The 13871-nt window shown below is 73.5% G+C and carries 15 protein-coding genes; 12 read left to right on the forward strand and 3 right to left on the reverse strand.

Annotated elements, in window-relative coordinates; translation table 11 throughout:
* Positions 1 to 49: 49 nt before the first annotated feature.
* From ACZ67Q_RS25265 to ACZ67Q_RS25275, 3 genes are all read left to right on the forward strand, one after another.
* On the forward strand, positions 50 to 1246 hold the full coding sequence (locus ACZ67Q_RS25265; protein WP_471186030.1) for an acyltransferase family protein: 1197 nt from the start codon (positions 50 to 52) through the stop codon (positions 1244 to 1246).
* A gap of 108 nt (positions 1247 to 1354) precedes the next feature.
* Entirely contained in the window at positions 1355 to 3202 is a 1848-nt protein-coding gene (glmS, locus tag ACZ67Q_RS25270; RefSeq protein ID WP_471186033.1) for a glutamine--fructose-6-phosphate transaminase (isomerizing), read from the forward strand.
* An 82-nt stretch (positions 3203 to 3284) separates the two neighbouring features.
* Positions 3285 to 3656, forward strand: a complete 372-nt coding sequence (locus tag ACZ67Q_RS25275; RefSeq protein WP_471186036.1) for a holo-ACP synthase — start codon at positions 3285 to 3287, stop codon at positions 3654 to 3656.
* Between the two features lie 36 nt (positions 3657 to 3692).
* Here the strand turns inward: ACZ67Q_RS25275 and ACZ67Q_RS25280 are convergent, their stop codons facing one another.
* Complete coding sequence (locus ACZ67Q_RS25280; protein ID WP_471186039.1) at positions 3693 to 4145, reverse strand: hypothetical protein; 453 nt, start codon at positions 4143 to 4145, stop codon at positions 3693 to 3695.
* 136 nt (positions 4146 to 4281) lie between these two features.
* Between ACZ67Q_RS25280 and ACZ67Q_RS25285 the strand changes: the two genes are divergently transcribed.
* The 5 genes from ACZ67Q_RS25285 to ACZ67Q_RS25305 all read left to right on the forward strand — a co-directional run bounded on the left by ACZ67Q_RS25285 (position 4282) and on the right by ACZ67Q_RS25305 (position 9101).
* On the forward strand, positions 4282 to 5721 hold the full coding sequence (locus tag ACZ67Q_RS25285) for an NAD(P)H-hydrate dehydratase (RefSeq protein ID WP_471186042.1): 1440 nt from the start codon (positions 4282 to 4284) through the stop codon (positions 5719 to 5721).
* A 101-nt stretch (positions 5722 to 5822) separates the two neighbouring features.
* Complete coding sequence (gene alr / locus ACZ67Q_RS25290) at positions 5823 to 7016, forward strand: alanine racemase (RefSeq protein WP_471186044.1); 1194 nt, start codon at positions 5823 to 5825, stop codon at positions 7014 to 7016.
* A 31-nt stretch (positions 7017 to 7047) separates the two neighbouring features.
* The gene (locus ACZ67Q_RS25295) at positions 7048 to 8283 is read left to right on the forward strand and encodes an alpha/beta fold hydrolase (protein ID WP_471186047.1); all 1236 of its coding nucleotides are present in this window, start codon (positions 7048 to 7050) and stop codon (positions 8281 to 8283) included.
* Positions 8249 to 8773, forward strand: coding sequence for a tRNA (adenosine(37)-N6)-threonylcarbamoyltransferase complex ATPase subunit type 1 TsaE (gene tsaE / locus ACZ67Q_RS25300; RefSeq protein ID WP_471186049.1), 525 nt, complete (start codon positions 8249 to 8251; stop codon positions 8771 to 8773). Before ACZ67Q_RS25295 ends, tsaE begins: the two co-directional genes overlap by 35 nt.
* A 163-nt stretch (positions 8774 to 8936) precedes the next feature.
* Entirely contained in the window at positions 8937 to 9101 is a 165-nt protein-coding gene (locus tag ACZ67Q_RS25305) for a hypothetical protein (RefSeq protein ID WP_471186052.1), read from the forward strand.
* A 398-nt stretch (positions 9102 to 9499) separates the two neighbouring features.
* On the opposite strand, the gene ACZ67Q_RS25310 is transcribed toward ACZ67Q_RS25305, so the two are convergent.
* The gene (locus tag ACZ67Q_RS25310) at positions 9500 to 10057 is read right to left on the reverse strand and encodes a hypothetical protein (protein WP_471186054.1); all 558 of its coding nucleotides are present in this window, start codon (positions 10055 to 10057) and stop codon (positions 9500 to 9502) included.
* A 115-nt stretch (positions 10058 to 10172) separates the two neighbouring features.
* Between ACZ67Q_RS25310 and tsaB the strand changes: the two genes are divergently transcribed.
* Genes tsaB through ACZ67Q_RS25330 form a run of 4 tightly spaced genes read left to right on the forward strand, consistent with a single transcriptional unit; the run spans position 10173 to position 12664 of the window.
* Positions 10173 to 10829, forward strand: a complete 657-nt coding sequence (gene tsaB / locus ACZ67Q_RS25315) for a tRNA (adenosine(37)-N6)-threonylcarbamoyltransferase complex dimerization subunit type 1 TsaB (protein ID WP_471186057.1) — start codon at positions 10173 to 10175, stop codon at positions 10827 to 10829.
* 29 nt (positions 10830 to 10858) lie between these two features.
* Positions 10859 to 11332, forward strand: coding sequence for a ribosomal protein S18-alanine N-acetyltransferase (gene rimI, locus ACZ67Q_RS25320; protein ID WP_469811910.1), 474 nt, complete (start codon positions 10859 to 10861; stop codon positions 11330 to 11332).
* On the forward strand, positions 11325 to 12410 hold the full coding sequence (tsaD, locus tag ACZ67Q_RS25325) for a tRNA (adenosine(37)-N6)-threonylcarbamoyltransferase complex transferase subunit TsaD (RefSeq protein WP_471186059.1): 1086 nt from the start codon (positions 11325 to 11327) through the stop codon (positions 12408 to 12410). Before rimI ends, tsaD begins: the two co-directional genes overlap by 8 nt.
* Positions 12407 to 12664, forward strand: coding sequence for a hypothetical protein (locus ACZ67Q_RS25330; RefSeq protein ID WP_471186062.1), 258 nt, complete (start codon positions 12407 to 12409; stop codon positions 12662 to 12664). Before tsaD ends, ACZ67Q_RS25330 begins: the two co-directional genes overlap by 4 nt.
* Positions 12665 to 12689: 25 nt before the next feature.
* Here ACZ67Q_RS25330 and ACZ67Q_RS25335 read toward each other — a convergent pair whose 3' ends face one another.
* Positions 12690 to 13259 carry an NAD(P)H-dependent oxidoreductase gene (locus ACZ67Q_RS25335; protein WP_471186064.1) on the reverse strand — a complete coding sequence of 190 codons (570 nt, stop codon included), beginning with the start codon at positions 13257 to 13259 and terminating at the stop codon, positions 12690 to 12692.
* Positions 13260 to 13871 lie beyond the last annotated feature (612 nt).

A 13871-nucleotide genomic window follows, 5' to 3' on the forward strand; every position in this document is an offset into this window, starting at 1 on the left:
CCATGGGGGAGGCACAGGGAACCGACAGCGACGACGAAATGGTGAACGGATGAGCCAGGCGGACAGCACGCGACTCCTCGAAGCGCCCACGGGGCGAAGAGGAGAGAACGGGCCGACCGCACCCGCCGTACCCTCGCCCCCGGGAGTGCCCGCGGCGGAGACGCGTCCGCGTGGGCAGCGGCTCGCCGCGCTCGACGGCCTGCGTTTCGTTGCGGCCCTGGCGGTGGTGCTGTTCCACTTCGTCGGCCAGAAGCCGTCGACCGTGAAGCACATCTGGGGCCGTCCCTACCAGGAGCTGTTCCCCGAGGCGCACGCCTACTTCGCCTACGGCCGGCTCGGCGTCGACCTGTTCTTCCTGATCAGCGGCTTCGTCATCTGCATGAGTGCCTGGGGCCGCAGCCCACGCGACTTCTTCATCTCGCGGGTGACCCGGCTGTACCCGATGTACTGGATCTCGGTCGTCGTGGCGGCGGCCGTCATCTTCCTCTTCGACACGCCGTTCGGACACCCGAACCCACGGGTCGTCTTCGCCAACCTCACCATGCTCCAGCAGCCGCTCGGCGTGAAGGACCTCGACTCGGTCTACTGGACCCTCTGGCCCGAGCTGTGCTTCTACCTCACCTTCGCGGTCGTGGTGTGGAAGGGCCTGACCTACCAGCGGGTGGTCGTCTTCTGCGGACTGTGGACCGTCGGCGCCGTACTGGCGCCCTCCGCCGGCATCCCGCTGCTCACGCTGCTGGTCAACCCGCCGTCCGCCCCGTACTTCATCGCGGGCATGGCGTTCTACCTGATGCACCGGTTCCGCTCGACGCCGCTGCTGTGGGGCATCGTCGTGATGTCCTGGCTGCTCGCCCTGCACTTCCTCCTGGCCCCCGACGGCGGCCGCAACAACTGGGACGTCTGGTCGCCGTGGCGCGGCTCGCTGATCCTCGCGGTCACCGTGTTCTTCGCGCTGATCGCCGCGATCGCGCTCGGCTGGACCAGCCGGATCCGCTGGCGCTGGCTGACCGTCGCCGGGACGATGACCTTCCCGCTGTACCTGCTGCACGACGTCATCGGCATGACCGTCGTCCACCACTTCGGCGGCCGGGTCGCCCCCTGGACGCTGGTCGCCGTCACGGTCGGCGCCCTGGTGCTGCTGTCCTACCTGGCCCACCGGTTCGTCGAACGCCCCCTCGCCACGCGCATGCGGCGCTGGCTGAAATCGGCGAGCTTCGGGCTTCAGGCACCCGCTCCGCGCCGCTGAGTCGCCGGCGGGGCGTTCGTGTCCCCCGTTCGTATCCCCGTGGGAATTTCCGAATTCGGGCACACGGCGGGGGGTTCGCGCCCGCTTCGGATCGTAGGCTGCGGTGCCATGTGCGGAATCGTGGGATACGTGGGGGCGCAGTCGGCGCTCGATGTGGTCATGGCCGGGCTCAAGCGGCTGGAGTACCGCGGGTACGACTCGGCGGGCGTCGCCGTGCTCGCGGACGGCGGGCTGGCCGCCGCCAAGAAGGCCGGCAAGCTCGTCAACCTCGAGAAGGAGCTGGTCGACCGGCCGCTCCCGGCCGGCACGACCGGTATCGGACACACCCGCTGGGCCACCCACGGCGGCCCGACGGACGCCAACGCCCACCCGCACCTCGACAACGCGGGCCGCGTCGCCGTCGTCCACAACGGCATCATCGAGAACTTCGCGGCGCTGCGGGCCGAGCTCGCCGAGCGCGGGCACGACCTGGCCTCGGAGACCGACACCGAGGTCGTGGCGCACCTGCTCGCCGAGGAGTTCTCCTCCTGCGCCGACCTCGCGGAGGCCATGCGGCTGGTGTGCCGACGGCTGGAGGGCGCGTTCACCCTGGTCGCTGTGCACGCGGACGAGCCGGACGTCGTCGTCGGCGCGCGGCGCAACTCCCCGCTGGTGGTGGGCGTCGGCGAGGGCGAGGCGTTCCTCGCCTCCGACGTCGCCGCGTTCATCGCGCACACCCGCTCCGCGATCGAACTCGGTCAGGACCAGGTCGTCGAGCTGCGCCGGGACGGCGTGAACGTCACCGGCTTCGACGGCAGCCCCGCCGAGGTCCGCTCCTACCACGTCGACTGGGACGCCTCCGCCGCCGAGAAGGGCGGCTACGACTACTTCATGCTCAAGGAGATCGCCGAGCAGCCGAAGGCGGTCGCAGACACGCTGCTGGGCCGTATCGACGGGTCCGGCTCGCTGACGCTGGACGAGGTCCGCATCACGCCGTCCGAGCTGCGCGAGGTCGACAAGGTCGTCATCATCGCCTGCGGTACGGCCTTCCACTCCGGCCTGATCGCCAAGTACGCCATCGAGCACTGGACGCGGATCCCGTGCGAGGTGGAGCTGGCGAGCGAGTTCCGTTACCGGGACCCGATCCTGGACGCCCAGACGCTGGTGATCGCCATCTCCCAGTCCGGCGAGACGATGGACACGCTGATGGCGCTGCGCCACGCCCGCGAGCAGGGCTCCAAGGTGCTCGCCATCTGCAACACCAACGGCTCCACGATCCCGCGCGAGTCGGACGCGGTGCTGTACACGCACGCGGGGCCGGAGGTCGCGGTCGCCTCGACCAAGGCGTTCCTGACGCAGCTCGTCGCGTGCTACCTGGTCGCGCTGTATCTGGGCCAGGTCCGGGGCACCAAGTGGGGCGACGAGATCCGCGCGGTCATCCGGGACCTCGCGCAGATCTCCGGCGAGGTCGAGCGGGTCCTGGAGACGATGGAACCGGTACGGGAGCTGGCGCGCTCGCTGGCGTCCAAGAACACCGTGCTGTTCCTCGGCCGGCACGTGGGCTACCCGGTCGCGCTGGAAGGCGCGCTGAAGCTGAAGGAACTGGCGTACATGCACGCCGAGGGCTTCGCGGCGGGCGAGCTGAAGCACGGGCCGATCGCGCTGATCGAGGAGGACCTGCCGGTGGTCGTGGTCGTCCCCTCCCCGCGCGGGCGGTCGGTCCTCCACGACAAGATCGTCTCCAACATCCAGGAGATCCGGGCGCGGGGCGCCCGCACCATCGTGATCGCCGAGGAGGGCGACGAGGCGGTCGTCCCGTACGCCGACCACCTCATCCGCATCCCGGCCACCCCGACGCTGCTCCAGCCGCTGGTCGCGACGGTCCCGCTCCAGGTCTTCGCCTGCGAACTGGCGACCGCCCGCGGCAACGAGGTGGATCAGCCGCGCAACCTGGCCAAATCGGTGACCGTGGAGTGAGGGTTCGTCAGCGCGTCCGGAGCTGTCGCAACTGCTCCGGCGCTCGGCCCCGCGATTTCCCCGCCGCCGTAGGGTGCACCGCATGAGCATCATCGGGGTCGGTATCGACGTGGCCGAGATCGAGCGGTTCGCGGCGTCGCTGGAGCGTACGCCCGGGCTGGCCCAGCGGCTGTTCGTGGAGGGCGAGTTGCTGCTGCCGAGCGGGGAGCGGCGCGGTGTCGCCTCGCTCGCCGCGCGCTTCGCCGCGAAGGAGGCGCTGGCCAAGGCGCTCGGGGCGCCGCCCGGACTGCACTGGACCGACGCCGAGGTGTGCGTCGAGGACAGCGGCCGGCCGTGGCTGCGGGTGACGGGCACGGTGGCGGCCCGGGCCGCCGAGCTGGGCGTACGGTCCTGGCACGTGTCGCTCAGCCATGACGCCGGGGTGGCCTCGGCCGTGGTGATCGCGGAGGGGTGAGCGGCCCGTGCGGGTGCGCACGGGCCGCCGTGGCCGTCAGTGGTCGTTGACGAAGCTCACATAGTAGGAGCCGCGCCCGCCCGCGCCCTCGTAGTTCAGGCCGAAGCGGTCGTACTCGTCCATGTCGTACCTGATGCCCTCGGCGGCCGAGTGCGAGGCGCACGTGCCCTTGCCGCCGCTCGCCGTCAGCTTGTAGCCGGAGCGGTTGGCGGTGACGTCGTCGACCGTCACCCACGCCGAGTGGCCGTTCGCGGACGTGTCGCACACGGAGACGATGTCGCCGTGCTCCTTGACGTAGACCTTGACCCCGGTGCCGGACCACACGTGGTCCCACGACGTTCCGCTCGGCGGCGCGACGGCGGCGGAGGCGGACGGCGCGGTGATGGTGGTCAGCGCGGCCAGGGCGGCGGCGCCGGCCAGGGCGGCGGCGAGACGCCGGCTGCGGGGGGAACGCTGGACGGGCGTGGGGGATGCGCTGGTGTGAGGCATGAGCCCTCTCGGGTCGCTGATCGGATGAAGTGATCACTCTATGAGCCGCGGGGTGACGCGTCACACGCATAAGTGCCCTCGCGGCGAAGCGCGTTGGCCGTGCTCGTCGCGCCGTTTCCGGGGCAGACTCGGGTGCATGCGTACCGCGTACAGCGTTGAGACGGTCAGGGCAGCCGAGCGGGAGCTCATGGCGCGGCTACCGGAGGGTGCCCTCATGCAACGGGCCGCCGCCGGACTCGCCGCCGCCTGCGCCGAAGCGCTCGGGCGGGTGTACGGCAGCCGGGTCGTGCTGCTCGTCGGCAGCGGGGACAACGGAGGTGACGCCCTGTACGCCGGAGCGCGGCTCGCCCGGCGGGGCGCCGGGGTCACCGCCGTGCTGCTCAGTCCCGAGCGGGCGCACGCCGGCGGACTCGCGGCGCTGCGCCGGGCCGGGGGACGCGTCACCGGCACGGACCGTGCCGAGGAACTGGTCGAGCGGGCCGACCTCGTCATGGACGGCATCGTCGGGATCGGCGGGAAGGGCGGCCTGCGGCCCGAGGCGGTGCCCCTGGCCGACGCGGCGGCGCGCTCGCGGGCCGCCGTCGTCGCCGTCGACCTGCCGAGCGGGGTCGACGCGGACACCGGGGAGGTGCGGGGGGTCGCCGTGCGGGCGGATCTGACCGTCACCTTCGGCACGCACAAGCCGGGGCTGCTGATCGACCCGGCGCGGGAGTACGCGGGCAGCGTGCGGCTCGTGGACATCGGGCTGACGCTGCCCGAACGCGCCGAACTCGAGGCGTTGCAGCACGCGGACGTGGCCCGGCTGCTGCCGGTGCCGGGCTCGGAGAGCGACAAGTACCGGCGCGGTGTCGTCGGCATCGCCGCCGGGTCCGCGCGCTACCCCGGGGCCGCGGTGCTCGCCGTGTCGGGGGCGCTGCGGGGCGGCGCGGGGGCCGTGCGGTACGTGGGGCCCGCGGGCGGCGCGGTCGTCGCCCGCTTCCCCGAGACACTCGTCTCCGACCAGGGGCCCCGCAAGGCGGGGCGCGTGCAGGCGTGGGTGGTCGGGCCGGGGGCCGGGGACGACGCGGAGACCGTGGCCGAGGTGGTGGAGAGCGACGTACCCGTGCTGATCGACGCGGACGGGCTGCGGCTCGCCGACCGGGAGACCGTACGCGCGCGGACGGCACCGACGCTGATGACGCCGCACGCCGGGGAGGCCGCCGCGTTGCTCGGGGTCGCCCGTGAGGAGGTCGAGGGGGCGCGGCTCGTCGCGGTGCGCGAGCTGGCGGAGCGGTACCGGGCCACGGTGTTGCTGAAGGGATCCACCACCCTCGTCGCCGACCCGGGCCAGGAGGTGGCGGTCCGGGTGAACGCGACGGGGACCCCGTGGCTGGCGACGGCCGGGAGCGGGGACGTGCTGTCCGGGCTGACCGGGTCGCTGCTGGCCTCGGGGCTTTCCGCACGGGACGCGGGGAGCGCGGGGGCGTATCTGCACGGGCTCGCGGGCCGGTTCGCCGCGCGGGGCGTACCCGTGGGGGCGCATGACGTGGCGTCGGCGATCCCGGACGCCTGGCGGGACGTACGGCACGCGGACTGAGGGGGAGCGGGTGTACGCCGGCTGCCGGAAGCGGGGCGTGGCGTACCCCATGGGCACGGTGCCGTGGGCCCGTCCTGGCCCTCTGAGACACTGGGGGCGCGATGACTGAGACAGCGACCTCGCGGACCGCGACACTGCGGGCCCGCGCCGAGATCGATCTGGCCGCCCTGCGGGCCAACGTGCGCACGCTGCGCGAGAAGGCCCCGGGCGCCGCCTTCATGGCCGTGGTCAAGGCCGACGGGTACGGCCACGGTGCGATCCCGTGCGCCCGCGCGGCCGTCGCGGCGGGCGCCACGTGGATCGGTACCGCCACGCCCGAGGAGGCGCTCGCCGTGCGCGCCCCGGAGTCCGGGATCGCGGCGGACGTCCGCGTGATGTGCTGGCTGTGGACGCCGGGCGGGCCCTGGCGTGAGGCGATCGAGGCCGGGATCGACATCTCGGTCAGCGGCATGTGGGCCCTGCGCGAGCTGACCGACGCCGCGCGCAGCGCCGGCCGCCCCGCGCGCGTGCAGCTCAAGGCCGACACCGGCCTCGGCCGCAACGGCTGCCAGCCCGCCGACTGGCCCGAACTGGTCGGCGCCGCACTGGCCGCCGAGCGCGAGGGCATCCTGCGTGTCACCGGACTGTGGTCGCACTTCGCCTGCGCCGACGAGCCCGGACACCCCTCCATCGCCGCCCAGCTCACCCGCTTCCGGGAGATGACGGCGTACGCCGAGGCGCAGGGCGTGCGCCCCGAGGTGCGGCACATCGCCAACTCCCCGGCCATGCTCACGCTCCCCGAGACCCATTTCGACCTGGTCCGCCCCGGTATCGCCATGTACGGCGTCTCGCCCAGCCCCGAACTCGGCACCTCCGCCGACTTCGGACTGCGCCCGGTGATGACCCTGGCCGCGTCGCTGGCCCTGGTGAAGCAGGTGCCGGGCGGGCACGGCGTCAGCTACGGGCACCACTACGTCACCCCCGGCGAGACCACCCTCGGCCTCGTCCCGCTCGGCTACGGCGACGGCATCCCGCGGCACGCCTCCGGCGCCGGACCGGTGCTGGTGGACGGCAAGTGGCGTACCGCCGCCGGGCGGATCGCGATGGACCAGTTCGTCGTCGACCTCGGCGGCGACCTGCCCGAGCCGGGCACCGAGGCGGTCCTGTTCGGGCCGGGCGACCGCGGCGAGCCGACCGCCGAGGACTGGGCGCAGGCCGCCGGCACCATCGCCTACGAGATCGTGACCCGCATCTCATCGCGTGTTCCCCGCGTCTATGTGAACGAGGAACCGGTCGGGCAACCCGGCGACGAGTAACCAGCAACAGCCCGGTGAAGAGGAGCGGTACGTGAGCGAGAGCCCTGTGGAGTCCGCCGTGTCGGCCGCCGCGGCCGCGGCGGACTCGGCCGGCTGGCGCCGGGCCACCGGCATCGCGGGCGCCGCGATAGGCGTGCTCGCCGCGGGCGCGGCCGCCGGCGTCGCCATAGAGCGGATGACCGTGGGCCGCGGCATGCGCGCGAAGGCCCGGCTCGCACTCGACTCCGCCGGCCCGTACGGCGCGCTGCGCGGTACCCCCGGCAAGGCGTACGCCGACGACGGCACCGAGCTGTACTTCGAGGTCGACGACGTCGAGCCGGAGGGCGGCTCCGCTCCCCGGCGCCGGCGGCTGTTCGGCCGCAAGGCGCCGGCGCCCGTCACCGTCGTCTTCAGCCACGGCTACTGCCTGAACCAGGATTCCTGGCACTTCCAGCGGGCCGCGCTGCGCGGTGTCGTCCGCACCGTGCACTGGGACCAGCGCAGCCACGGCCGCTCGGGACGCGGCGTGGCGCAGACCCAGGACGACACGCCGCTCACGATCGACCAGCTCGGGCAGGACCTCAAGGCCGTCCTCGACGCGGCCGTGCCCGAGGGGCCGATCGTGCTCGTCGGGCACTCCATGGGCGGTATGACGGTCATGGCGCTGGCCGCGCAGTACCCGGAGCTGATCCGCGACCGCGTCGTCGCCACCGCGTTCGTGGGGACCTCCTCCGGGCGGCTCGGCGAGGTCAACTTCGGCCTTCCGGTGGCCGGCGTCAACGCGGTGCGGCGGGTGCTGCCCGGGGTGCTGAAGGCGCTGGGGCAGCGGGCCGAGCTGGTGGAGAAGGGGCGGCGGGCTACGGCCGACCTGTTCGCGGGGATCATCAAGCGGTACTCGTTCGCCTCCCGGGACATCGACCCGGCCGTCGCCCGGTTCGCCGAGCGGATGATCGAGGGCACGCCGATCGACGTGGTCGCCGAGTTCTACCCGGCGTTCACCGACCACGACAAGACGGAGGCGCTGGCCTGCTTCCGGGACATGCCGGTGCTGGTCCTCGCCGGGGTGGACGACCTGGTCACGCCCAGCGAGCACAGCGAGGCGATCGCGGATCTGCTGCCGGACGCCGAGCTGGTGCTGGTGCCGGACGCCGGGCATCTGGTGATGCTGGAACACCCGGAAGTGGTCACCGACCGCCTCGCCGACCTCCTCACCCGTGCGGGTGCAGTGCCGGCAGCGGCTACCGTGAAGGGCTATGGAAGCACCAGCAGCACCGCACAACCCGGCTGAGGACGAGTTCTCCGCGCGGCTCACCGTCACATCCCCCGAGCAGATGCGCGAGCTGGGCCGCCGGCTCGCCAAGCAGCTGCGCGCCGGTGACCTCGTGATGCTCTCCGGGGAGCTGGGCGCGGGCAAGACCACCCTGACGCGTGGCCTCGGTGAGGGGCTCGGCGTACGGGGTGCGGTCACCTCGCCGACGTTCGTGATCGCCCGTGTGCACCCGTCCCTGGGGGACGGCCCGCCGCTCGTCCACGTCGACGCCTACCGGCTGTCCGGCGGCCTGGACGAGATGGAGGACCTCGACCTGGACGTCTCGCTGACGGACTCGGTGATCGTCGTGGAGTGGGGCGAGGGCAAGGTCGAGGAGCTGACCGAGGACCGGCTCCAGGTCGTCATCCACCGGGCGGTCGGCGACACGACGGACGAGGTCCGCCACGTGACGCTCACCGGTCTGGGGGAGCGCTGGTCGGGCGCCGACCTGAGCGCGCTGGCGGCCTGAGGCCGGCGACCGGGCCCGAGGTCGTCCCGTATGGCCGTCCCGTACGTTCCGACACAGTGTCGGGAAGATGTTGCGTCCCGGGTCGGGGGCGTGGTCACATGGTATCCGGATCGTAGTTAGGGCTACCTAACTCTGCTCGCCCCCGACCATCAGGAGGCGTCCCATGCCCGCTGCCGAGACCCCGAAGCCGCAGCCCCGCCCCGCCGTGCGCCCCGGACTGTCCATGCGCGACCTGCTGGCCTCCTGCGCCGCGGCAGCCGAGGTCTCGCGTCCCCCGCGGGACCCGGAACCGGCGGTGTCGGCACAGGAGCGCCGCAAGGCCGCGTAAGGCCTCCGGCGGGAAGGGGCCCGACGTCCCCTCGGTCGTCGGTCCACGCGCCACGACCCGCGCCGGTCCCCTCGGCCGTCGGTCCACGCGCCACGACCCGCGCCGGTCCCCTCGGCCGTCGGTCCACGCGCCACGACCCGCGCCGGTCCCCCCGGTCGGCGGGCACGTGCCACGACCCGCGCTCGCGCAGATCCGGGGCTCGCGCAGACCCGGGTGCCGCCCGCGAGCCCCGCCGCCATCCCGGCATCCGCCCTGCGTCCGGCAACCCTGGCACCCGCGATCCGCCGGTGGGGTGTGGGTGTGGGTCCTGTCTGCCCTCGGGGGCCTCGCGCGCCCGGTGGTGCGCCCGGCCGTTTTCCGGCGGCGGGGGCAGCGGGGCACTCGTTCGCCCGGAGGGTCTAGCGGATCACTACCACCTGGCGGCCGATCGTCGCGAAGTCCCACATGGCCGTGCCGTCCGGGCGGGACTCGCGGATGCCGCCCGTCAGGACGCCGTCGTCGGGCGGCTGCGTCGCCGGGCCGGTCTGCGCGCTGAAGCCGATGGAGACGCCGTTCACCGCGGTGAAGCGGACGACGTGCTCGACGGGGATGCCGTCCGTGCCGGTGACCGAGCCCGAGCGTGAGGTGACCATGTAGACCCCCGGCGCCGGGTCCACGCTGCCGGGGTCGACCCGGAACGTGCGGCGCACCTTGTCCCCCCTGTCGACCAGCCACACCCGGTTGTCCGCCAGGCCGTACACGACCCGGGGCCCGGTGCCGGTGCCGGCGGGCAGCTCCGCCGGGTTCTTCTTGTCCCGGGGTGCCTTGGAGGCGCTCACCGCGGGCGGCACGGTCGGCTTGGCGGCGCCGCCCAGCTCGGGCGGGAGGCTCGCCGACGCCTGCCAGCCGAGGAAGCCGACCGTCGCGAGGGCCGCCGCGGTGAGCCCGGCCACGAACCCCGCGCTGCTGCTTGCCACCGTCGTACACCTCACCGTATATGCGATGGAAACGGACTTTTCGGTGACGGTAGCAGTCACTGGCCGTCCCACCGGCGCGTCCGACACGGGGCCCGCGGCGCCGTAGGCTGTTTGCGTGCTCTTGCTCGCTCTGGATACCGCCACACCCGCCGTGACCGTCGCGCTGCACGACGGTACGGACGTCATCGCCTCTACGAGCCAGGTGGACGCGCGCCGGCACGGCGAGCTGCTGCTGCCGGCCGTGGACCGTGTGCTCGCCGAGGCCGGACTGAAGCTGGACGCCGTCACCGACATCGTCGTCGGCACCGGCCCTGGCCCGTACACCGGGCTGCGCGTGGGCCTGATGACCGCCGACACGTTCGGCCTCGCGCTCGGCGTGCCCGTGCACGGCGTCTGCACCCTGGACGGCCTGGCGTACGCCGCCGACCTGGACTCCGGTCCCTTCGTCGTGGCGACCGACGCCCGGCGCAAGGAGGTCTACTGGGCCACGTACGCCGACTCCCGCACGCGGCTGACCGGCCCGGCCGTCGACCGGCCCGCCGACATCGCCGACCAGGTCGCCGGACTCCCGGCCGTCGGCGCGGGCGCGCTGCTGTACCCGGACACCTTCCCGCAGGTCCACGAACCCGAGCACGTCTCCGCCGCCGCCCTCGCCCGGCTCACCGCAGCGAAGCTGGCCGCCGGTGAGGAGCTGGAGGCGCCGCGCCCGCTGTATCTGCGCCGGCCCGACGCCCAGGTCCCCAAGAACTACAAGGTGGTCACCCCCAAGTGACCGGAGCCGACACCGTCGTCCTGCGCGAGATGCGCTGGTGGGACATCGATCCCGTGCTGGAGCTGGAACGCGACCTGTTCCCGGAGGACGCCTGGTCGCGCGGCATGTTCTGGTCCGAACTGGCGCACTCCCGGGGCGCCGACGCCACCAGGCGGTACGTCGTCGCCCAGGCGGGCGAGCGGATCGTCGGCTACGCCGGGCTCGCCTCCTCCGGTGAGCAGGCCGACGTGCAGACCATCGCCGTCGCCCGCGACCAGCAGGGCACCGGGCTCGGCAGCCGGCTGCTGACCGAACTGCTGCGGGCCGCGACCGCCTTCGAGTGCGCCGAGGTGATGCTGGAGTGCCGGGTGGACAACACCCGCGCGCAGAAGCTCTACGAGCGCTTCGGCTTCGAGCCCATCGGCTTCCGGCGCGGCTACTACCAGCCCGGGAACGTGGACGCCCTGGTGATGCGCCTGACCGACCCTTCTTCCTCCGTACAAGGAACCGAGATCAATGGCTGACGAACCCCTGGTCCTGGGGATCGAGACCTCCTGCGACGAGACCGGCGTCGGCATCGTGCGCGGCACCACCCTGCTGGCCGACGCCATCGCCTCCAGCGTCGACGAGCACGCCCGCTTCGGCGGTGTCGTCCCCGAGGTCGCCTCCCGTGCCCATCTGGAGGCGATGGTCCCCACCATCGACCGCGCGCTGAAGGAGGCGGGCGTCAGCGCCAAGGACCTCGACGGCATCGCCGTCACCGCGGGTCCCGGCCTCGCGGGCGCGCTGCTGGTCGGCGTGTCGGCGGCGAAGGCGTACGCCTACGCCCTCGGCAAGCCGCTCTACGGCGTCAACCACCTCGCCTCGCACATCTGCGTCGACCAGCTGGAGCACGGCCCGCTGCCGGAGCCGACGATGGCGCTGCTGGTCTCCGGCGGCCACTCCTCGCTGCTGCTGTCCTCCGACATCACCTCCGACGTCCGCCCGATGGGCGCGACCATCGACGACGCGGCGGGCGAGGCCTTCGACAAGATCGCCCGGGTGCTGAACCTGGGCTTCCCCGGCGGTCCGGTCATCGACCGGTACGCGAAGGAGGGCGACCCGGCGGCGATCGCGTTCCCGCGCGGTCTGACCGGGCCGCGCGACCCGGCGTACGACTTCTCCTTCTCCGGACTGAAGACGGCCGTCGCCCGCTGGATCGAGGCCAGGCGGGCCGCGGGCGAGGACGTCCCGGTACGCGATGTCGCCGCCTCCTTCCAGGAGGCCGTGGTGGACGTGCTCACCCGCAAGGCGGTGCGCGCCTGCAAGGACGAGGGCGTCGACCACCTGATGATCGGCGGCGGCGTGGCCGCCAACTCCCGGCTGCGCGCGCTGGCGCAGGAGCGCTGCGAGAAGGCCGGCATCCGGCTGCGCGTCCCGCGGCCCAAGCTGTGCACGGACAACGGCGCGATGGTCGCCGCGCTCGGCGCGGAGATGGTCGCCCGCAACCGGACCGCCTCCGGCTGGGACCTCTCCGCCGACTCCTCGCTGCCGGTCACGGACCCGCACGTGCCGGGGCACGACCATGTGCACGAGGTCAGCAAGGACAACCTGTACTCATGACCGTCGCCCTGATGTGGGAGGCGCGGGCGGTCGAGGGCCGGGGCGCGGAGCTGCTGGACTGGGTCCGGTCCCGGGCCGTGGACGGCACCCCGCTGCGCCGCGAGACCTTCCGCGCCCCGCAGGACCGCGTCCTGGTCATCACCTGGTGGGACGCCCCGTACGACGCCGACCTGCCCGAACTCCCCGAGCCGGACGCCGCGTTGGTGACGCGGCCGGTGCACCGGTGGCGGTTCGAGTCGGTGGGGGAGGAGTGACGGGGGTCGCCGGGGGGCCGCTTGTTCAGGCGGCCCGGTCCAGCGCCGGTTCCGTGAGCAGGCGCCGGTAGGCCGCCGCCCGTTCGGCCAGGTCGGCGTCCGTGAGGGTGCGGGTGCCGTGGACCACCAGCGGCGGGGCGAAGTCCATGCCGCACAGGTTGGCCGTCGCCTCCAGCGGGCGCAGCAGCTCCCGCATGGTGAAGCGGTTGTAGCCGCCGGGGCCGTAGGAGGAGGCCGGGCCTCCCGTCGTCGTGACCACCTGCAGGACCCGGCCGTGCAGCGCCGTGCCCTCGCTGCCGTAGGCGAAGCCGTGCTCCAGGACGTCGTCCAGCCAGCGCTTGAGCAGCGGCGGGACCGAGTACCAGTAGAACGGGAACTGGAGCACGATCCGCTGATGTCCGGTCAGCAGCCGCTGCTCGGCCGGTACGTCGACGACTCCGCCGGGGTAGGCCCGGTACAGGTCGTGCAACCGCACGCCCGGGACCTCGCGGGCCGCCCGGGCCAGCGCCGCGCCCACGCGTGACTCCTGTTCGCCCTCGCTCGCGCCGTCCCGGTCGGGATGCGCCCACACCACCAGCGTGCCGTACCCGTTCATGCCTGTGCCTCCTCCACATAGCCGGGGCGGCGTGCGGTCCCGGTCCCTGCGGCCCGGGTCGCGGCGCCGCCGTCGTGTCCTCGGCTGCGCCGACGACGCCACCAGTCTGGACATCGCGTCCGCCGTGCCCGGAGCGCTTGCCGGGGTTCTCGACCGACCTGGCCAAGTGGATTGAGTCGCGGCGGGATGCCTGCGGCGCCGGGTCGCCTTCGTCTGCGGGTCCGTTGTGGCTGGTCGCGCCGTTCCCCGCGCCCCTTTTTGCCTGCGGCGCCGGGTTGTGTTTCGTCTGCGGGTGGGTGGGGGGCTGGTTGCGCCGTTCCCCGCGCCTCTTTCGCCTGCGGCGACGGGTCGTCTTTCGTCTGCGGGTGGGTGGGGGCTGGGCGCGCCGTTCCCCGCGCCCCTTTTGTGCCTGCGGCAGCCCGTGCGGGTGCGTGGTCGGTTGCTGTCGCGCCTGCGGTGCGTTGTAGGGCGGGGCCGGGGGGGGGGGGGGGGGGGGGGGGGGGGGGGGGGGCGGGGGCGGGGGGGGGCGGGGGGGGGGGGGCGCGCGGGGGGGCGATGTGCGGGGGGGGAGCGAAACGCCGGGTGGGGAAGGTCGGGAGGGTGAGGGCGCAT

It is taken from the genome of Streptomyces sp. NPDC036813 (assembly GCF_055609245.1).

Coding starts and splice junctions, on each gene's coding strand:
- ACZ67Q_RS25265 (WP_471186030.1), top strand. CDS start 50: ATGAGCCAGGCGGACAGCACGCGACTCCTCGAAGCGCCCACGGGGCGA.
- glmS (WP_471186033.1), top strand. CDS start 1,355: ATGTGCGGAATCGTGGGATACGTGGGGGCGCAGTCGGCGCTCGATGTG.
- ACZ67Q_RS25275 (WP_471186036.1), top strand. CDS start 3,285: ATGAGCATCATCGGGGTCGGTATCGACGTGGCCGAGATCGAGCGGTTC.
- ACZ67Q_RS25280 (WP_471186039.1), bottom strand. CDS start 4,145: ATGCCTCACACCAGCGCATCCCCCACGCCCGTCCAGCGTTCCCCCCGC.
- ACZ67Q_RS25285 (WP_471186042.1), top strand. CDS start 4,282: ATGCGTACCGCGTACAGCGTTGAGACGGTCAGGGCAGCCGAGCGGGAG.
- alr (WP_471186044.1), top strand. CDS start 5,823: ATGACTGAGACAGCGACCTCGCGGACCGCGACACTGCGGGCCCGCGCC.
- tsaE (WP_471186049.1), top strand. CDS start 8,249: ATGGAAGCACCAGCAGCACCGCACAACCCGGCTGAGGACGAGTTCTCC.
- ACZ67Q_RS25305 (WP_471186052.1), top strand. CDS start 8,937: ATGCCCGCTGCCGAGACCCCGAAGCCGCAGCCCCGCCCCGCCGTGCGC.
- rimI (WP_469811910.1), top strand. CDS start 10,859: ATGCGCTGGTGGGACATCGATCCCGTGCTGGAGCTGGAACGCGACCTG.
- tsaD (WP_471186059.1), top strand. CDS start 11,325: ATGGCTGACGAACCCCTGGTCCTGGGGATCGAGACCTCCTGCGACGAG.
- ACZ67Q_RS25330 (WP_471186062.1), top strand. CDS start 12,407: ATGACCGTCGCCCTGATGTGGGAGGCGCGGGCGGTCGAGGGCCGGGGC.
- ACZ67Q_RS25335 (WP_471186064.1), bottom strand. CDS start 13,259: ATGAACGGGTACGGCACGCTGGTGGTGTGGGCGCATCCCGACCGGGAC.